General features: G+C 49.5%; 9 protein-coding genes, 17 tRNA genes and 3 rRNA genes. 25 read left to right on the forward strand and 4 right to left on the reverse strand.

Features of this window, described 5'->3' with window-relative positions; translation table 11 throughout:
• The first annotated feature begins 283 nt into the window (after positions 1–283).
• From ACR32F_RS01395 to ACR32F_RS01495, 21 genes are all read left to right on the forward strand, one after another.
• Positions 284–1,836 (forward strand): 16S ribosomal RNA (locus tag ACR32F_RS01395).
• A 309-nt stretch (positions 1,837–2,145) separates the two neighbouring features.
• A 23S ribosomal RNA gene (locus tag ACR32F_RS01400) occupies positions 2,146–5,072 on the forward strand.
• An 84-nt stretch (positions 5,073–5,156) separates the two neighbouring features.
• Positions 5,157–5,273, forward strand: a 5S ribosomal RNA gene (rrf, locus tag ACR32F_RS01405).
• Together the 16S, 23S and 5S rRNA genes with 17 tRNA genes alongside form the textbook arrangement of a ribosomal RNA operon.
• 57 nt (positions 5,274–5,330) lie before the next feature.
• Positions 5,331–5,407, forward strand: a tRNA-Ile gene (locus ACR32F_RS01410).
• Positions 5,408–5,495: 88 nt separating this feature from the next.
• Positions 5,496–5,571: transfer RNA gene (locus ACR32F_RS01415), tRNA-Ala, on the forward strand.
• A gap of 1 nt (position 5,572) precedes the next feature.
• A tRNA-Asn gene (locus tag ACR32F_RS01420) sits at positions 5,573–5,648 on the forward strand.
• A 3-nt stretch (positions 5,649–5,651) separates the two neighbouring features.
• Positions 5,652–5,743 (forward strand) — tRNA-Ser (locus ACR32F_RS01425).
• An 18-nt stretch (positions 5,744–5,761) separates the two neighbouring features.
• A tRNA-Glu gene (locus ACR32F_RS01430) sits at positions 5,762–5,833 on the forward strand.
• Between the two features lie 6 nt (positions 5,834–5,839).
• Positions 5,840–5,915: transfer RNA gene (locus tag ACR32F_RS01435), tRNA-Val, on the forward strand.
• Between the two features lie 20 nt (positions 5,916–5,935).
• A tRNA-Met gene (locus tag ACR32F_RS01440) sits at positions 5,936–6,009 on the forward strand.
• A gap of 27 nt (positions 6,010–6,036) precedes the next feature.
• A tRNA-Asp gene (locus tag ACR32F_RS01445) sits at positions 6,037–6,114 on the forward strand.
• A 29-nt stretch (positions 6,115–6,143) separates the two neighbouring features.
• Positions 6,144–6,219, forward strand: a tRNA-Thr gene (locus ACR32F_RS01450).
• Between the two features lie 97 nt (positions 6,220–6,316).
• Positions 6,317–6,392 (forward strand) — tRNA-His (locus ACR32F_RS01455).
• A 13-nt stretch (positions 6,393–6,405) separates the two neighbouring features.
• Positions 6,406–6,480: transfer RNA gene (locus ACR32F_RS01460), tRNA-Gln, on the forward strand.
• 9 nt (positions 6,481–6,489) lie between these two features.
• Positions 6,490–6,565 (forward strand) — tRNA-Lys (locus ACR32F_RS01465).
• A gap of 9 nt (positions 6,566–6,574) precedes the next feature.
• Positions 6,575–6,661, forward strand: a tRNA-Leu gene (locus ACR32F_RS01470).
• 8 nt (positions 6,662–6,669) lie between these two features.
• A tRNA-Gly gene (locus ACR32F_RS01475) sits at positions 6,670–6,744 on the forward strand.
• 6 nt (positions 6,745–6,750) lie between these two features.
• Positions 6,751–6,827: transfer RNA gene (locus ACR32F_RS01480), tRNA-Arg, on the forward strand.
• Positions 6,828–6,843: 16 nt separating this feature from the next.
• Positions 6,844–6,917 (forward strand) — tRNA-Pro (locus ACR32F_RS01485).
• Between the two features lie 10 nt (positions 6,918–6,927).
• Positions 6,928–6,998, forward strand: a tRNA-Gly gene (locus ACR32F_RS01490).
• An 89-nt stretch (positions 6,999–7,087) separates the two neighbouring features.
• Positions 7,088–7,729 (forward strand): pentapeptide repeat-containing protein, encoded by a 642-nt coding sequence (locus tag ACR32F_RS01495; RefSeq protein WP_440115476.1) that lies wholly within the window; start codon positions 7,088–7,090, stop codon positions 7,727–7,729.
• A gap of 313 nt (positions 7,730–8,042) precedes the next feature.
• Here the strand turns inward: ACR32F_RS01495 and ACR32F_RS01500 are convergent, their stop codons facing one another.
• The 4 genes from ACR32F_RS01500 to ACR32F_RS01515 all read right to left on the reverse strand — a co-directional run bounded on the left by ACR32F_RS01500 (position 8,043) and on the right by ACR32F_RS01515 (position 13,179).
• On the reverse strand, positions 8,043–9,092 hold the full coding sequence (locus ACR32F_RS01500; RefSeq protein WP_440115478.1) for an ABC transporter substrate-binding protein: 1,050 nt from the start codon (positions 9,090–9,092) through the stop codon (positions 8,043–8,045).
• Between the two features lie 161 nt (positions 9,093–9,253).
• Positions 9,254–10,948, reverse strand: coding sequence for an AraC family transcriptional regulator (locus ACR32F_RS01505; RefSeq protein WP_440115480.1), 1,695 nt, complete (start codon positions 10,946–10,948; stop codon positions 9,254–9,256).
• Between the two features lie 315 nt (positions 10,949–11,263).
• Entirely contained in the window at positions 11,264–12,124 is an 861-nt protein-coding gene (locus ACR32F_RS01510) for a hypothetical protein (RefSeq protein WP_440115482.1), read from the reverse strand.
• Positions 12,125–12,270: 146 nt separating this feature from the next.
• Positions 12,271–13,179: a LysR family transcriptional regulator gene (locus ACR32F_RS01515; protein ID WP_440115484.1), complete on the reverse strand. Its 909-nt coding sequence runs from the start codon at positions 13,177–13,179 to the stop codon at positions 12,271–12,273.
• Positions 13,180–13,370: 191 nt separating this feature from the next.
• Here ACR32F_RS01515 and ACR32F_RS01520 point away from each other — a divergent pair, with 191 nt between their 5' ends.
• The 4 genes from ACR32F_RS01520 to ACR32F_RS01535 all read left to right on the forward strand — a co-directional run bounded on the left by ACR32F_RS01520 (position 13,371) and on the right by ACR32F_RS01535 (position 18,872).
• Positions 13,371–14,387: an ABC transporter ATP-binding protein gene (locus ACR32F_RS01520; RefSeq protein ID WP_440115486.1), complete on the forward strand. Its 1,017-nt coding sequence runs from the start codon at positions 13,371–13,373 to the stop codon at positions 14,385–14,387.
• A gap of 42 nt (positions 14,388–14,429) precedes the next feature.
• Positions 14,430–15,503, forward strand: coding sequence for an ABC transporter substrate-binding protein (locus ACR32F_RS01525; RefSeq protein WP_440115488.1), 1,074 nt, complete (start codon positions 14,430–14,432; stop codon positions 15,501–15,503).
• Positions 15,504–15,744: 241 nt separating this feature from the next.
• The gene (locus tag ACR32F_RS01530; RefSeq protein ID WP_440119639.1) at positions 15,745–17,382 is read left to right on the forward strand and encodes an ABC transporter permease; all 1,638 of its coding nucleotides are present in this window, start codon (positions 15,745–15,747) and stop codon (positions 17,380–17,382) included.
• Positions 17,379–18,872 (forward strand): MBL fold metallo-hydrolase, encoded by a 1,494-nt coding sequence (locus ACR32F_RS01535; protein WP_440115490.1) that lies wholly within the window; start codon positions 17,379–17,381, stop codon positions 18,870–18,872. The genes ACR32F_RS01530 and ACR32F_RS01535 overlap by 4 nt, the downstream gene beginning before the upstream one ends.
• The last annotated feature ends 1 nt before the right edge of the window (position 18,873 follow it).

The raw sequence follows: 18,873 nt of genomic DNA on the forward strand, positions 1-18,873 counted from the left end.
AACACGGTGCGGCAAGCAAATGATTGAAGCTTCGAAAGAAACTTAAAAAAAGAGCTTGCAAAGTTGGTTTGGACATGATAGGATATAAGAGTTGCCAGAGAGAACAACGACGGCGACGAGAAACAAGTTTGATCTTTGAAAACTGAACAACGAGTGAGTAAACATTCTGCTTGCAGAATGAACGCGAAAGTTTGAGACAAGCCTTGGCTTGGATCAGCTGGAGCACAAATGAGATTTTTAATCTCGTCAGATTCAAAATGAGCTTATCGCTCTTTTCAATACTTTATTGGAGAGTTTGATCCTGGCTCAGGACGAACGCTGGCGGCATGCCTAATACATGCAAGTCGAGCGGAGTGGATAGGAAGCTTGCTTCCTTGATACTTAGCGGCGGACGGGTGAGTAACACGTAGGCAACCTGCCCTCAAGCTTGGGACAACTACCGGAAACGGTAGCTAATACCGAATACTTGTTTTCTTCTCCTGAAGGAAACTGGAAAGACGGAGCAATCTGTCACTTGGGGATGGGCCTGCGGCGCATTAGCTAGTTGGTGAGGTAACGGCTCACCAAGGCGACGATGCGTAGCCGACCTGAGAGGGTGATCGGCCACACTGGGACTGAGACACGGCCCAGACTCCTACGGGAGGCAGCAGTAGGGAATCTTCCGCAATGGGCGAAAGCCTGACGGAGCAATGCCGCGTGAGTGATGAAGGTTTTCGGATCGTAAAGCTCTGTTGCCAGGGAAGAACGTCCTTGAGAGTAACTGCTCAAGGAGTGACGGTACCTGAGAAGAAAGCCCCGGCTAACTACGTGCCAGCAGCCGCGGTAATACGTAGGGGGCAAGCGTTGTCCGGAATTATTGGGCGTAAAGCGCGCGCAGGCGGTCATTTAAGTCTGGTGTTTAATCCCGGGGCTCAACCCCGGATCGCACTGGAAACTGGGTGACTTGAGTGCAGAAGAGGAGAGTGGAATTCCACGTGTAGCGGTGAAATGCGTAGATATGTGGAGGAACACCAGTGGCGAAGGCGACTCTCTGGGCTGTAACTGACGCTGAGGCGCGAAAGCGTGGGGAGCAAACAGGATTAGATACCCTGGTAGTCCACGCCGTAAACGATGAGTGCTAGGTGTTAGGGGTTTCGATACCCTTGGTGCCGAAGTTAACACATTAAGCACTCCGCCTGGGGAGTACGGTCGCAAGACTGAAACTCAAAGGAATTGACGGGGACCCGCACAAGCAGTGGAGTATGTGGTTTAATTCGAAGCAACGCGAAGAACCTTACCAGGTCTTGACATCCCTCTGATCGATGCAGAGATGTATCTTTCCTTCGGGACAGAGGAGACAGGTGGTGCATGGTTGTCGTCAGCTCGTGTCGTGAGATGTTGGGTTAAGTCCCGCAACGAGCGCAACCCTTATATTTAGTTGCCAGCACTTCGGGTGGGCACTCTAGATAGACTGCCGGTGACAAACCGGAGGAAGGTGGGGATGACGTCAAATCATCATGCCCCTTATGACCTGGGCTACACACGTACTACAATGGCCGGTACAACGGGCTGCGAAATCGCGAGATGGAGCGAATCCCAACAAAGCCGGTCTCAGTTCGGATTGCAGGCTGCAACTCGCCTGCATGAAGTCGGAATTGCTAGTAATCGCGGATCAGCATGCCGCGGTGAATACGTTCCCGGGTCTTGTACACACCGCCCGTCACACCACGAGAGTTTATAACACCCGAAGTCGGTGGGGTAACCGCAAGGAGCCAGCCGCCGAAGGTGGGATAGATGATTGGGGTGAAGTCGTAACAAGGTAGCCGTATCGGAAGGTGCGGCTGGATCACCTCCTTTCTATGGAGAATCGTTTCCCGAGTGGAAACATTCAAATAAGCAGGTTCTTAGAACCTGCGCAACTCACTCGTTGCTCAGTTTTGAGAGCTCAAACTCTCAAACAGCTTGCTTTTGCATGGAGCTTGTTCTTTGAAAACTAGATATCGAAACGAAATTTTGCGATTTAGAACATTCCTTTAAGCTGATCTTGTGTAAACAAGTGAAGTGTTTATAAGGTAGATTGCATGAGCGAGTGATCGAAATGGAGCGACTTTTGGCTTTGGACGTAGTCCAAAACAAGCGGAGCGACAGCTCGAACACGAGCGATATGGTTAAGCTACTAAGAGCACACGGAGGATGCCTAGGCGCTAGGAGCCGATGAAGGACGTGGCGAACAACGAAACTGCCTCGGGGAGCTGTAAGCAAGCTTTGATCCGGGGGTGTCCGAATGGGGAAACCCAGCTGGGGTAATTTCCAGTTACTCACAACTGAATACATAGGTTGTGCAGAGGCATACCAGGGGAACTGAAACATCTAAGTACCCTGAGGAAGAGAAAACAATAGTGATTCCGTCAGTAGCGGCGAGCGAACGCGGAGAAGCCCAAACCAGAGAGCTTGCTCTTTGGGGTTGTGGGACGTCTCACATGGAGTTACAAAGGAACCGATTAAGCGAAGAGGTCTGGAAAGGCCCGCCAAAGAAGGTAAAAGCCCTGTAGTTGAAAGTCTGTTCCCTCCGAGACGGATCCCGAGTAGTGCGGGGCACGTGAAACCCCGTATGAATCCGGCAGGACCATCTGCCAAGGCTAAATACTTCCTAGCGACCGATAGTGAAGCAGTACCGTGAGGGAAAGGTGAAAAGCACCCCGGAAGGGGAGTGAAATAGAACCTGAAACCGTGTGCTTACAAAAAGTCAGAGCCCGTTTTAGGGGTGATGGCGTGCCTTTTGTAGAATGAACCGGCGAGTTACGTTCCCGTGCAAGGTTAAGGTGATGAGCCGGAGCCGCAGCGAAAGCGAGTCTGAATAGGGCGAGTTAGTACGTGGACGTAGACCCGAAACCGGGTGATCTACCCCTGTCCAGGGTGAAGGTGCGGTAACACGCACTGGAGGCCCGAACCCACGCATGTTGAAAAATGCGGGGATGAGGTGGGGGTAGCGGAGAAATTCCAATCGAACTCGGAGATAGCTGGTTCTCCCCGAAATAGCTTTAGGGCTAGCCTCGGAAAACAGAGTCGTGGAGGTAGAGCACTGATTGGGTGCGGGGCCCGCAAGGGTTACCAAGCTCAGTCAAACTCCGAATGCCATAGACTTACTTCCGGGAGTCAGACAGTGAGTGCTAAGATCCATTGTCAAAAGGGAAACAGCCCAGACCATCAGCTAAGGTCCCCAAGTGTGTGTTAAGTGGAAAAGGATGTGGAGTTGCCCAGACAACCAGGATGTTGGCTTAGAAGCAGCCACCATTGAAAGAGTGCGTAATAGCTCACTGGTCGAGTGACTCTGCGCCGAAAATGTAACGGGGCTAAACACACCACCGAAGCTATGGCTTGATGCTTTGCATCAGGGGTAGGGGAGCGTTGTATAAGGGTTGAAGGTGTACCGTAAGGAGCGCTGGACATTATACAAGTGAGAATGCCGGTATGAGTAACGAAAAGATCAGTGAGAATCTGATCCGCCGAAAGCCTAAGGGTTCCTGAGGAAGGCTCGTCCGCTCAGGGTAAGTCGGGACCTAAGGCGAGGCCGAAAGGCGTAGTCGAAGGACAACAGGTCGAAATTCCTGTACCACCGTAAGCCGTTATGAGCAATGGGGGGACGCAGCAGGGTAGTGACGCGGACTGATGGATGTCCGTCTAAGCAGTGAGGCTGATGTGTAGGCAAATCCGCACATCGATAAGGCTGGGCTGTGATGGGGAGCGAAAATTATAGTAGCGAAGGTCATGATCTCACACTGCCAAGAAAAGCCTCTAGCCAGGTGATGGTGCCCGTACCGCAAACCGACACAGGTAGGCGAGAAGAGTATTCTAAGGCGCGCGGAAGAACTCTCGTTAAGGAACTCGGCAAAATGACCCCGTAACTTCGGGAGAAGGGGTGCCCCGGTAGTGTGAATAGCACGAGGGGGCCGCAGTGAAAAGGCCCAAGCGACTGTTTAGCAAAAACACAGGTCTGTGCGAAGCCGTAAGGCGAAGTATACGGGCTGACGCCTGCCCGGTGCTGGAAGGTTAAGGGGAGTGGTTAGGAGCAATCCGAAGCTGTGAACCGAAGCCCCAGTAAACGGCGGCCGTAACTATAACGGTCCTAAGGTAGCGAAATTCCTTGTCAGGTAAATTCTGACCCGCACGAATGGCGTAACGACTTGGGCGCTGTCTCAACGAGAGATCCGGTGAAATTTTAATACCTGTGAAGATGCAGGTTACCCGCGACAAGACGGAAAGACCCCATGGAGCTTTACTGCAGCTTGATATTGAATTTGGGTACGATCTGTACAGGATAGGTGGGAGCCTTTGAAGCATGAGCGCCAGCTTGTGTGGAGGCACCGTTGGGATACCACCCTGATCGTATCTAGGTTCTAACCTGGTACCGTAATCCGGTGCGGGGACAGTGTCAGGTGGGCAGTTTGACTGGGGCGGTCGCCTCCTAAAGAGTAACGGAGGCGCCCAAAGGTTCCCTCAGAATGGTTGGAAATCATTCGAAGAGTGCAAAGGCATAAGGGAGCTTGACTGCGAGACCTACAAGTCGAGCAGGGACGAAAGTCGGGCTTAGTGATCCGGTGGTACCGCATGGAAGGGCCATCGCTCAACGGATAAAAGCTACCCTGGGGATAACAGGCTTATCTCCCCCAAGAGTCCACATCGACGGGGAGGTTTGGCACCTCGATGTCGGCTCATCGCATCCTGGGGCTGAAGTAGGTCCCAAGGGTTGGGCTGTTCGCCCATTAAAGCGGTACGCGAGCTGGGTTCAGAACGTCGTGAGACAGTTCGGTCCCTATCTGTCGTGGGCGTAGGAAATTTGAGAGGAGCTGTCCTTAGTACGAGAGGACCGGGATGGACGTACCGCTGGTGTACCAGTTGTTCCGCCAGGAGCACCGCTGGGTAGCTATGTACGGAAGGGATAAGCGCTGAAAGCATCTAAGCGTGAAGCCCCCCTCAAGATGAGATTTCCCAGTATGTAAGACCCCTTGAAGACGACGAGGTAGATAGGCTGGGGGTGGAAGTGCAGCAATGCATGGAGCTGACCAGTACTAATCGGTCGAGGGCTTATCCAATATGCAGGTTGTAAGGCGCAAATTTCGTTTCGAATCTAGTTTTCAGAGAACAAATACTCTGAAATGTAAGCTACAAGCTATGCGTTTGGTGGCGATGGCGGAGGGGTTCCACACGTACCCATCCCGAACACGACCGTTAAGCCCTCTAGCGCCGATGGTACTTGGACCGCAGGGTCCTGGGAGAGTAGGACGCCGCCAAGCGAATTCCCTTTGGGGTATTTTTTTTGCCCCCTAGTGAGATAAAAGAGAAACATATTGGGGCCCTTAGCTCAGTTGGTTAGAGCGCACCTCTGATAAGGGTGAGGCCGGTGGTTCGAGTCCACCAGGGCCCACCATACATGTTTATTATTGAATTGCACGGGGTCCCCGAGAAGTAATGGGAATCAACCTCGAAAATAAACTTCACTTTTTGGAGTGAAACATGGGGCCATAGCTCAGCTGGGAGAGCGCCTGCCTTGCAAGCAGGAGGTCAGCGGTTCGATCCCGCTTGGCTCCACCATTCCCTGATAGCTCAGTTGGTAGAGCACTCGACTGTTAATCGAGTTGTCACAGGTTCGAGCCCTGTTCGGGGAGCCATATGGAGAGGTGTCCGAGCTGGCCGAAGGAGCACGATTGGAAATCGTGTAGGCGTCACAAGCGTCTCGAGGGTTCGAATCCCTCTCTCTCCGCCAGATATATTTTTTTAGTGAGGCCCGTTGGTCAAGGGGTTAAGACACCTCCCTTTCACGGAGGTAACAGGGGTTCGAATCCCCTACGGGTCATAACATGGAGGCTTAGCTCAGCTGGGAGAGCATCTGCCTTACAAGCAGAGGGTCGGGGGTTCGATCCCCTCAGCCTCCACCATATCTATTTTTGAATAACGACGCGGGGTGGAGCAGCCCGGTAGCTCGTCGGGCTCATAACCCGAAGGCCGCAGGTTCAAATCCTGCCCCCGCAATTAACCTTTCTTCGATGAAAGTACTGTGGAACCGTGGTGTAGTTGGCCTAACATGCCTGCCTGTCACGCAGGAGATCGCGGGTTCGAATCCCGTCGGTTCCGCCATTTTTTTATTCAGTTTACACTTACACCGTGCCGGTGTAGCTCAACTGGTAGAGCAACTGACTTGTAATCAGTAGGTTGGGGGTTCAAGTCCTCTCGCCGGCACCACTTATTACATTTTCATTTCAATTTATAGTATAATGTATATTATAAATGTGGATGGGAATACTGAGATACTCTCAGTGAATAATTGAGATATATTATGGCGGTCGTGGCGAAGTGGTTAACGCACCGGTTTGTGGATCCGGCATTCGGGGGTTCAATTCCCCTCGATCGCCCCATTTTTTATCTCAATGGGGATTAGCCAAGCGGTAAGGCAACGGACTTTGACTCCGTCATGCATAGGTTCAAATCCTATATCCCCAGCCATTTTTTCATGAGTCATTAGCTCAGTTGGTAGAGCACCTGACTTTTAATCAGGGTGTCGAAGGTTCGAGCCCTTCATGACTCACCATTATATTTTGCGGTCGTGGCGGAATTGGCAGACGCGCACGGTTCAGGTCCGTGTGGGCTAACCCCCGTGGAGGTTCGAGTCCTCTCGACCGCACCAATTGCTTTGCGGACGTGGCTCAGCGGTAGAGCATCGCCTTGCCAAGGCGAGGGTCGCGGGTTCGATTCCCGTCGTCCGCTCCAATATATGCGCCCTTAGCTCAGCTGGATAGAGCGTTTGACTACGAATCAAAAGGCCGGGAGTTCGAATCTCTCAGGGCGCGCCATTATTCTCATAAGCATCGGGATGTAGCTCAGCTTGGTAGAGCACCTGGTTTGGGACCAGGGGGTCGCATGTTCAAATCGTGTCATCCCGATTTTTTATTCGCGGGTGTAGTTCAATGGTAGAACTTTAGCCTTCCAAGCTAATAGCGTGGGTTCGATTCCCATCACCCGCTTCATGGTAACATCAAAAAAGAGCTCTTGCTTATTGCAAGGGCTCTTTTTTGATATAATAATTTTAAACAAGAAAATAGTGGGAGGACTTATGAAAAATAAAATAGAAGTTCCTAACATTCCCCTAGATCTCGATGACTTATCGTTCACCTTAGGAACATGGGAGAGCAAGGAAGAAATCAAGCAAGGGGGATTCAGTAATATCTCGATTGAGAATCAGAGCGCCAGCAGGGTTTCATTTGATAAAGTCATCTTTGAGAACGTGGTATTCAGTGAATCCTCTCTACCGGAGGTAGAGCTTACGGATGTTATTTTTGATAAATGTGATCTGTCCAATATGAACCTTAACGGTTCCTTCATCCATCGAACAGAATTCAGGAACTGTAAATTAATCGGTACTAATTTTGCAAATAGCAGGATTCAAAATGTGAGTTTTCGGAATTGTTTGGCTGACTTTTCGTTGTTTCGATTCACCAATCTCAAACAGGTAAAGTACGAGGAATGTTCTTTGACGAGCAGTGATTTTTTTCAATCTGCACCACATAAATTGGAATTCTCTGAATGCAAAATAGATCAAGTCATGATGTCGGGTGTGAAACTAAAGGGAATTGATCTTAGTGATTGTAGCTTTGACATGTTACATGTAGATACTGAAGATCTGGACGGTTGCATAATCTCAGATACACAGGCATCGTCTTTTGTTGGATTATTGGGCTTAATTGTGAAGGATTAACTTATTTCTTCTGCAAGCGGTTTGGTAATGTGTATGATCTTTGTTTGTTAGCACTACATCAACGACAAGGGAGTTTCACGCTGGTCAGTGGCATTATACAAGATCATCCTATTAGAAGGGTGCATCGAGTGCCATGGTAGCTATTAAAGGTTGAACATGCACAATAATTTTCCATGGAAAATAACTGAACGAGATTATACTCAATGAAGAATTCCTGAATGAAGCCATCTGGAATAATAAATATAATGGAGATCAACAGAATAATCCTGTTGATCTCCATTTGTCTTCGATGAAACGGACTTGATGTTTGGAATTATGGAGCAGATAATCCAAGAACTTCGATCATTTCATTACGTTTGAGCGATTCGGCAGTGGGACCGTCAATGAGCCATTTCTTCGCATTAAGGACATATACATGACCATTTTGCACAGCGGGCAAGCTTTTCCATACTTGGAGTTGTTGGATTTCGTTTAGTTCATCTTTTGTTTTTTGCAATGCTTCAGCTGACCCATCTGAGCTGATGGACACTATGAACAGATAGTCTGCTTTGATCTCAGGCAGAAGTTCGACCGAGATATTGGCATTCATCCGTTCCGGGTTCTCTGCCTCAAGTTTGGTAACGAGAGCATCGGGAGTGAATCCAATCTCATAACCCGCTCCGACATAGCTGGAACCCGAAAAGGGTGTAGAGGGGATGGATGAGAAGAACAAACGCATATCCTTTTCTTCCAGGCGCAGGAATGCAGCTGTAGGTTTGGTTTTGGTGATATCGGCTGCGAGCTGCTGAGCGTCTGTCACTTGGTCTTTATTTTTTTGTAAAAGCTGTTCAGCCCGCTCTTCAATATCCAGCGCTTTAGCTACCTGTACGATAGACTCCTGCCAATTACGACGATCGTAAGTGATCGTAGGCGCGATTTTATCGAGTTGTTCGAGAATCTTGGCATCCAAACTGGCATTGGCAATAATGAGGTCCGGATTGGCATTAACTACAGCTTCAAAATTGACACTCGCATTAATGGGTTCGACAGTGACGCCTTGGGCTTCAAGTTGCTCATTCAGGTAATCCTGCCGACCAATCGGTGTTGCGAGTACCAGCGGTACCTCTAAGGAGAGGAGAATGTCCTCCATATTAATGGAAACAATCCGTTCAGGATGTGCGGGGATTTCTGAGCTGCCACTGGCGCTCTCCACCGTCTTCGTAGCTGATTCAATGGATGAGTCCCCATTTGTCCCCGCAGCTGATTTCACGCCATCCGCAGATTGCTGCGAAGTGGTTGCAGGTGTCTGTCCACAAGCAACAAGTAGCATGGCGAGCATGAACAGAATCCCCGTTATTTTGATATAATGCTGTCTGTACATCATAATCCCCCTGTGGTTCTATTGATATTGATTCTCAGTACACTTTATATTGTAACGGTCTCATGTTGAGGGAGACATAGCCTTTTGTGCTCTTCAGTCATGGATTAATGTGCTGTGGTTTGTTCGTGATACATCGGAGATTATTCTGATCATACAGCCACCCATTACAAGGTTTCATTGGTGACTCCATCACATGTCCCGCCAAAAAGTTTCACAGTTTCATCTATAATTTGATCGTGGGCATACGGGGAATAATCTAACCAAGGCATTTCATGTAGCGGATATACATGCTGGTTCTGCACGGGCCTCAATTGTTGCCATAGCTGAGTATGTTGTAGTTCATGCCAGCGCTGCTGGGATTCCGGGTCCTGGTCCACAATCAGTAACATGCGATCTCCTGCCATTCGAGGCAACTCCTGATCATCCAATGCACGATAGACTTGCCCTGGAAGCAGATCGTGTGAAGGTAACACGCCCAGATCATTATATAGAACAGCCCCCCCATTGCGTCGCCCGTAGATTAATAGATGACCCATCATGATATGAATGATGGAGACCGTATCCTTACCGATTAGATGACCAAGCAGTTCTTTGGCACGGGTTACTTTGTCATCATACTGTTCCAACCATTGCTGAGCTTCTTGTTGCAGTCCCACAATGGAGGCAACTTGTTCAAAATGTTCCCGCCAGCTCAATCCTTTCCATGGAATAACGATGGTAGGTGCAATTTGCTGCAGCGTTCTTTTTAACGTATGGGCTTCGTACTCATTACAGAGTATGAGGTCTGGGCTCGCTTGCATTAACAACTCAACGTTGGTTTGCCAAATATGAGGATTCATGCGTTTGCTACGCCCCAGATGATAGGGGATATTGGAGAAAAACAGATTCCTGTGTTGATCCCGTCGGTTATCGATCAATGCCGCATGGGGGATGACGTGCAATGCCAGCAGATGTCCGGTGGTTCCGAAGGAAAGTGCTGCGATTTTACTACGTTTCTGCAGTTGATAGGTGGAAGGAGACACGCCAACATGTTTTTTGAATTTGCGGCTAAAGTAAAACTCGTCCTGGAAACCGACCTGCGAGGCGATATGCTTGATGGTTTGTCCAGAGACGAGCAGCATCTCTTTGGCCCGGTCCATGCGGATACCATTCACATATTCCATGGGACTGATGCCGGTCCGGTTTTTGAATACCCGGGAATAGTGCCATACACTCATGCCTGCCACTCCGGCAAGAACTTCACGGGATAAATGCTCCGCATATCCATGCTCAATAAGTTCAAGCGTTTGGTCCAAAGCAGAGGTATGTTCAGAATCCCCTAATGTACTCTCTTTGGGAGCGGCATATACATGGGCCAACAACTCATGCATCAAAGTCTGGATTCGAAATGGACGATTTTCTTGAGGTACAGAGATGCATTCATGGAGCTGGGAGGCAATTCTTGTACATTCCTGAAAGAGTTCATACGGTAATTCATCGACATAAGACGAACAAAGTAATCCTTTTTGGTATACCTCCATTTCAGTAGAGCCGGAAGTTGCTTTGTTGATATCTGAAATGGGCTTTAACAGATCAAAATATATCGCGAGGCCCTGTAAAGGATGAGCTTCATCGGGTATATATTCTATCGATGTTCCTGGTAGGATCAGATACATCTTACCGAGTGTGGCATGATTTTGCCTATGCCCAATACGGATATTGGCTTCACCGCCAGTACAGATGAGCAGAAGGTGTGTGTCCGTCAGTACGAATGGGGGAAGAAATGAGGCTTGATCAAGCATTTCGGATGTCTTGAATCTTGCATATAGATCACGGGTATGTTCACCGTTAGATATTAGTGGAAAGACTTCCAAAGTCAACAGAATCCCTCCTTAACTTGCGATAGTAACATTACATTTGATGTATTTGAGAATCATTATCAATTATCGCATATTGTCATAGAAATAAGAAGTCCATTCATTAACAAGAAAAGTAAATGAAAATAGCGGAGAGAATACGAAGAAGGTTTCAGGGCTTCCACAAGTTGCGGAAGTGAAGCAGATGGATTTTTTGGTAGAGTATCGGAACAACGAGATACATAGCCCCCAGCATTCAGTAGTTCACTACGCAAAACAAGCTCCTCTCCTACGCTAACGCAGGAAGAGGAGCTTGGCATGTTTAGTTAGAGTAGGAGATTAGTATCTTTCCAGAATTGTCTGTGTCTTCAAGCCATCGGCAGGAATCAGCCAGTTGTTGTTCTCCAGCAATTGCAGCAGTTGGGTACGCAGTCCGGATGCGGCTACAGCATCATCAGTTTTGAACGAAACTTCTACGATATTCTCAGTTCCTGTACCTGCTGCGTTACGGATCGGCCATACTTCGAATGTAAGTTCTTGTCCATTCCATGTACCTTCATACCGTTGAAACGTGATCGGACCGTATGCACGGGATTGTGTAAGCTGCTGTTTGCCCCAGTTGGAGGCAGACCAGTTTTTCAACTTACCTGGAAGCTTGTCCAGTAACATGGTCAGGGCTTCTTGCTCGGAAGGAAGTTGAACACCTTTCGCTTTGGTATCAACTTTTTTGGTGTTGGAGAAGCTCAGGGTCTGTTTGCCATATCCCCAATCAATCTCAGCCTCATAATTATCATCAGATTTATCAAATCCTTCTTGGTTCGCCAATGTCAGTGCTGCGTTGATATCACCATTGATCACAGGATAACGCTTTTTATAAGTCAATTCATAGTTATTCTTGTCATCTTTCTTCCGAAGACGGACGTTCCATCCTTCCTGATCCAATCCGAGTGAACTCGTGTCAAAGTACTCTACGTTAATGTTTCTTGGTGTGGAATTCAGGCCGAGTGTCTGAATCACTTCACTGCGTGGTGTTCCATCTGTATTCAATACAAGTTCCGGCTTGGCCAGAAACTTCACTTCATAAGCAGGAACGGCATTGGCAGCAGCTGAAGCTTGTGGTGCTCCCAGAAATGTCAGTCCACTTCCCAATGTGACGATGCTCAGCATCAATGAGGCAGTTACCTTTTTCCACTTTTTCAAAACTAATCACTCTCCTAATCTGGATTAACGTACAGACTCACTTTATCGCCCGAGTATATGGAAGCGATTAACGGGGAGCGCATATTGCGTTAAGCCTGCATAGATTTGATGAATGGCAAACGATAGTTTATAGAGGATCAGGCGAGTCATCCGTGAAAAAGGGGAAAGCCACGACTCACCTCTCGCAGTACTTCTTTGAAACGGTTCACCTGAACAGAGGGGTGGCGGTCCTTGTTATGTACAGTATAAATATGGCGCGGTGCCTGCTCTCCCGGAATGGGAAGAACCTCAATGAGCCCCTGCCGCTCCTCCCACTGCACCGCCATTCGCGACATGAATGAGGCATGCCCCCCGAGTAACACGAGTTGTTTGATGGCTTCCAGGGAGTCCATCTCCACCGTGCTCCGCAGCCGAATGTCGTGTTGCTCCAGCCATTGGTTGGTTAAACGGCGAGTGCTGGATTCATTGCCATGTAAGGCAAAAGGGATCTGTGCGATATGCTCAGGTGTCAATATTTCCTTCTGGGCCAATCCATGCTGCGGAGAGCAGATTAATACCAGGTCATCTTCACACAGCGTCTCTGCTTGCAGTGCGGGTCCGACAAACGGTTCGGAAGAGATCACACCCAGATCAATCTGATGTCGAATTAACATCTCGCGAATGACGGGTGAAGGTTTGACGGATAAGACGATACGAATGCCCGGGAATTCCTGAGAAAAGGTATTGAGCATGGCAGGCAGCAGATATGTAGCCGGTACGTAACTTGCTCCAATGTGCAGGGTACCCCGATAGAGACTGTCATATTCCTTCACTACCCGACGTGCTTCCTGGGTCAATGCATTGATTTTGACGGAATAGTGGAGCAGAGCTTGTCCAGCCTCGGTCAGAAAAGTTTTCCCACTGCGCGATTCAAATAATCGAACGCCCATCTCTTCCTCCAGTGACTTCATATGAAATGTGACGGTGGGTTGCTTGATACCCAGTAACTCGGCCACACTTGTCATGTGATGATGCTTGTCGATCAGTTCAACAATTTGCAATTTGATTAGATTCAATGTCCAAACACTCCTCTACGTTATCGTGCAAACGATTAGTTCACCTACTATAGATTTAATCTATGAACATCAACAGAATTCATCTAAAAAGTTAATTCCAATTTTACATAGAAGACATACAACTCGCGAAAGCAGACGTTAGACTGAGATCAGTGCAAGAGATCAAGTAACAAGGACAGGCAGGGATGCTTATGAAATTAGAGATGACCGGAATTCAAAAATCATTTAATCAAACACCCGCACTGCTGCCGACAGATCTAACGCTTGAACATGGACAGTTCACGACACTGCTCGGCCCATCGGGCTGTGGCAAAACAACACTGCTCCGCATGTTGGCCGGGCTGGAACAGCCGGATGCGGGGGAGATTCGTGCCGATGGTCAGTGTATCTACTCTGCGGCGAAGCGGATTGATATACCGACACATAAGCGTAATCTGGGCATGGTGTTTCAAGATTTTGCATTATGGCCGCATATGACTGTATACGAAAATGTAGCCTTTGGCCTGAAGGCCGGAAAACAGAAGTCCGATCTACGGCAAAAGGTAAATGAAGCACTTGACATGGTTCGCCTGCAAGGCATGGAAGATCGTTATCCTCATCAGCTGTCTGGTGGACAGCAGCAACGGGTTGCTTTTGCCAGAGCCGTAGCCGTGAAGCCTGGTGTGATCTTGTTCGATGAGCCACTCAGTGCACTGGATGCTGTACTCCGGGAAGAGATGCGGATTGAGATGATGTCATTGGTGCGCGACATGGGGCTGACTGCGCTGTATGTCACACATGATCAGATTGAAGCGATGTCGATGTCGGATGAGATTGTGGTGATGCAGAAGGGGCAGATATTGCAAAAAGGCACTCCGGAAACGATCTACTCTGCGCCAAGTGATCCGTATGTCGCTTCGTTTATCGGAAAGTCCAACTGGCTCACGCCTAATCAGTCGATGGTTCGTCCGGAGCATGTCACCTGGAACAAAACAGGGCATGATGATCTCTGTTATCCGGGGACGGTGCTTAGTGTCAGCTACGTAGGTGAGCGTTATGAAGTGCGAGTGCAGATGGAAGGGCTAGACGTATGGACAGCCTATATGAACCAAAGAGTGCGTGCAGGGGAGAAGGTGCAGCTCTATATTTCCCCCGAGCGGATATGCAGAATGGGCGGTTACGACAAACCAAGTGTGAAGCAGAGAGAAGTTATAGCAGCGGTCAACTAAAGTGGTACAAATTCAATCAGAAACCAAGGGAGATGGACTAACATGTTAGGTATGAAAACACGGAAAAAGAGCGCAATGCTGCTATTAACAGCGGTGATGAGTATCAGTTTGTTCGGATGTAGTACAGGGAGCACGACCACAGGCAACGCGGTACAACCCGCAGGTGAAGGAAGTACGGCAGCAGCGGCAGAGACAACGAAACCGGCTGGCGGCAAGCTGGTATTGTACAGTGCTGGCCCACAGAAGCTGGCGGATAACATCGTGAGCGGATTTACGGACAAAACGGGTATCGAAGTCGAGATGTTCCAGGGAACGACAGGCAAAATTTTGGCTCGTATGGAAGCAGAGAAATCCAATCCGGTTGCAGACGTTGTCATCCTGGCCTCTTTGCCTTCGGCACAGGCTCTGAAAGCAGATGGACTGACACTGCCTTACCCGGACGCAGCCAATGCAGACAAGCTGAACAAGGATTGGTCGGATGCAGAAGGCAACTACTTCAGTAGCAGCGCTTCCGCACTGGGCATTGTCTATAACACGAAACTGGTATCTACACCACCGACAAGTTGGGCAGAGCTTGCTACACCTGCATGGAAAGATGCAGTCAACATTCCAGACCCTACACTCTCAGGTTCGGCACTCGACTTCATCACTGGGTACCTAAGCGCGAACGGTGAAAAAGGTTGGGATCTGCTGAGTGCGTATAAAGCTAATGGTGTAGCGATGGCAGGAGCCAATCAGGAAGCACTGGATCCAGTTATTACGGGTGCCAAAAGCATCGTAGCGGCAGGTGTGGATTACATGGCATATTCCTCGAAGGCCAAAGGTGAGCCACTGGATATCGTATATCCTGAGGAAGGCACTGTAATCAGCCCAAGACCGGCAGCAATTCTGAAATCCAGTCCGAATGTAGAGAACGCCAAGGCGTTCATTGACTACCTGTTGTCCGATGAAGCACAGAAGCTCGTCGCAGATGCCTATCTGATTCCGGGCCGCGAAGACATTGAAGCGACTAACCGTGCCAACGTAAAGGATATTCCACAACTTAAAGTGGATTGGAACTGGATGAGCGAACATGGCGATGAGACAGCGGCACGTCTTTCCGAGACTTTTAAATAAGTACTTTTGCATAAATCCAAAGAGCGTCTTTCAATAAGCAAGGTATAGATCGAAATGTTTCTATTCGTCTATACCTTGTACCCGCGAGCGATTTGATTCGAATTATGCAAGATACTGAAAGACGCAGTACAAAAGAGACGATTAGGCAAAAGGAATACCTGCTGTCTGTGGAAAGTCATGTGAGGTGAGCGTAGTGAAACCTGTTGTAATGGACAACAACCGTATTTTTCGGAGAGTGGGCATGATTCTGGCCCTCTTTCTGCTGACCATCAGCATTGGCGTGCCGCTCTTGCTGATTTTCTGGCAAAGTGTGTATGCAAACGGACAATGGGATTGGATGGCCCCGATTCGCACCATTACCGGTCATCATCTGTCTGGGGTGTTGCTGAATTCCGTCTGGCTTGGCATCTGCGTTGTAGCGGTAACCACGCTGCTGGCGTTGCCACTTGCCTGGATGATGGCGAAGACACGGATGGGCGAGCATCGCTGGGTCGATGTGATCCTGATGATTCCGTTCATGACCCCGCCGTATATCGGCTCGATGGGCTGGATTCTCTTTATGCAAAAAGGGGGATACCTGCAGCAATGGGTGCCCTCAGCTGCAGGCTGGAGTGAATTGTTCTTCAGCTTCTGGGGCATGGTGCTCATCATGAGCTTGCATCTGTTCCCCTTCCTGTATCTGCTGCTTCGGGATGCCTTGATTCGCATCGGCGGCAATCTGGAAGAAGCGGGAGCCGTGCACGGTGCACGTGCGGGGTACCGTTTCAGACGTATTATTTTACCCTTGTTGCTGTCGTCTTACGGCATGGGGATTATGCTTGTCTTTGTCAAAACGATTGCGGAATTCGGAACACCGGCAACCTTCGGGCGCAAGATTGGCTATTATGTCATGACCTCCGAAATCCACAAGTACATCTCCAGTTGGCCGATTGACTTCGGCAAGGCGACTTCACTGGCATCGGTGCTGCTGTCGGTCTGTCTGGTGATGTGGTATATGCAGTCTGCCATGAGCCGGAAGTTCACCTATCGTCTGGTTGGCGGCAAAGGGCAGCGTTCGAAGCGATATTCCCTTCGTGGCGGGGCTGGATGGTTATGCGGTGTGTATCTTGCGATTCTGTTGATTATGTCTGTAGGTATCCCGTATTTCTCCATCATTGCCGCTTCGACCATGAAGCTACGGGGGTCGGGACTCGCTTTCGATAATCTGACACTAGATCATTACAAGGAGCTGCTATCCTGGGGATCGGTGAGCATGAAGGCGATTGGGAACAGTTTGGGATTATCCCTTGCGGCTTCAACAGTCGCGGTTATTATCGGTACGGGTCTCGCACTGACTATCGGCAGATCGTCATCATTCATGCAGCGTGTAATTGACTTGTTCAGCCTGTTGCCTAATACGGTGCCAGGCATCGTGATGGTCGTGGGACTGATTCTCTTCTGGAATTCACCATGGATGCCAATCACGCTGTATAACACCTACGGTATGGTTGTTCTGACGTATGTTGTTCTCTTCTTGCCTTACACCGTGCAGTATGTAAAATCGAGCTTCACCCAGATTGACGGAACATTGTTCCAGGCGGGTCAGGTATTTGGAGGTAAGCCGTTGTATATTCTGCGGCGAATCTTGATCCCGCTGATCTTACCCGGCATGCTGGCGGGCTGGATGATGACATTTACGATCGCTACCCGGGAGCTGGTAGGTTCGTTGTTGATTCTCCCGCCGTCGATGCAGACATCGGCTACGTATATTTTTGCCCAGTTTGAACAAGGTCAGGTGTCCCTCGGGATGGCGATGGCCGTGGTGACTGTAGGCATGACGGTGCTGATGCTGCTTGGAATCGAAATGCTGAATTCAAAGAGAAAGTGGAATGCATCATGATCAAGCTGAACGTATGGGGCGGTGCAGGGGAACATGGACGTTCCGCGTATCTCCTGAGCGGGAGCCGGTTTCGCCTTTTGCTGGATTGTGGTGTCAAAAAAGAAGGCACGGGCGAATATCCGCTGATTGAACCGGAGATCGTTCCACAACTGGATGCGGTCCTGTTATCCCACGCCCATGAGGACCATTCCGTAGCCATTCCTTTACTGTACAAGATGGGTTATCAGGGTGAAGTGTGGACAACGAGGGAGACGAGGGAACAGTTGGACACGTATTTCAGCGCATGGCGCAGAAATACGGAGAGGGCAGGACATACCTTGCCTTATGATGAAGCCGATGAACAGGCGATTCGCTATCGCTTTCTGGAGGATGAAGCACAACGCGGAACCTGGTTCAATGTTGTTCCTGGTGTGGCGGCGGTCTGGGGGCGAAGTGGCCACCTTGCAGGCTCGGTGTGGTTCGGGCTGAAGATGGAAGGGAAACGGATCTTCTACTCGGGGGACTATACCTCGGAATCACTACTTCTACAGGAAGATGATGCGGCAACTGTGTTCATGCAGGCGGACATGGTCGGTAACAGTCGAGCATTGGCTGCTCCTGTCAGTAGACCCACATGCATGTCCAATAGAGCAGCAGCTGTGAATGGTGGGCAAGCTATAGCAGAGCGAGCGGCATCATCATCTCGAAACTTGGCTTCTGTTAATGGATCAGATATGGCGGAGAGCTCCTCTGTTGCAATGCTGGATTTGGCGATTGTGGATGCAGCTTATGGTACGGACCAGGATACGCAGGCCGATAAGCTGAAGCAGCTGGACAGCGCTATTCGTACAACGATTGCCAAAGGCGGTAAGGTGCTGCTGCCCATGCCGGCAGTGGGCCGGGGGCAGGAGATTATATTATGGGCTCAGCGGCAGTTTCAAGGCACACCGATCATCGTGGAGCAAAAGCTCGTGGACGGCATGAAGCAATTGTTTCGTGTTCCGGACTGGCTAAGGAAGCAGGAAGAGAGAGTTACGTTAGAGCCGTTACAGGACAGAATTGGAAGCTTTCTGAATGGTCAAGGATGGGAACTGACTACAACGAGGGAAGATCGGGAACGGCTGCTGGATCAACATGGTGCTTCGCTATGGTTCATTCCGGATGGCATGATGCAGTCTTCGCTTGCCCGCTGGTATTATGGCCAGTTGTCAGCTAGAGAGGAAAACCTGATACTGCTTACTGGACATGTCGCTGCTGGAACATTCGCACAGAAGCTGTTGCTGCAGCCCAAGGAATATGGCCAATGCAAGGTGAGAAAAATCCGCTATAAGGTGCATCAAGGCTGGAAGGATGTTGAACGAATGCTGCATCGCATTCCTGCGCGGCATACGGTGCTTGTGCATACCGATCGCCCAGAGACCGATCGGTTGCGGGCAGGATTGCGCGGCAATAGCCCATTCCCGGAAGCAGACATACATTCGATGTCTCCGGGTGATGAGCTGTCATTCTAAT

The sequence above is a fragment of the Paenibacillus hebaui genome (assembly GCF_051934385.1).
GTDB lineage: Bacteria > Bacillota > Bacilli > Paenibacillales > Paenibacillaceae > Paenibacillus.

Bases quoted from the DNA above. Each gene is read 5' to 3' on its own strand.
- ACR32F_RS01495 (WP_440115476.1), top strand. From the start codon at position 7,088: ATGAAAAATAAAATAGAAGTTCCTAACATTCCCCTAGATCTCGATGAC.
- ACR32F_RS01500 (WP_440115478.1), bottom strand. From the start codon at position 9,092: ATGATGTACAGACAGCATTATATCAAAATAACGGGGATTCTGTTCATG.
- ACR32F_RS01520 (WP_440115486.1), top strand. From the start codon at position 13,371: ATGAAATTAGAGATGACCGGAATTCAAAAATCATTTAATCAAACACCC.
- ACR32F_RS01525 (WP_440115488.1), top strand. From the start codon at position 14,430: ATGTTAGGTATGAAAACACGGAAAAAGAGCGCAATGCTGCTATTAACA.
- ACR32F_RS01530 (WP_440119639.1), top strand. From the start codon at position 15,745: ATGATTCTGGCCCTCTTTCTGCTGACCATCAGCATTGGCGTGCCGCTC.
- ACR32F_RS01535 (WP_440115490.1), top strand. From the start codon at position 17,379: ATGATCAAGCTGAACGTATGGGGCGGTGCAGGGGAACATGGACGTTCC.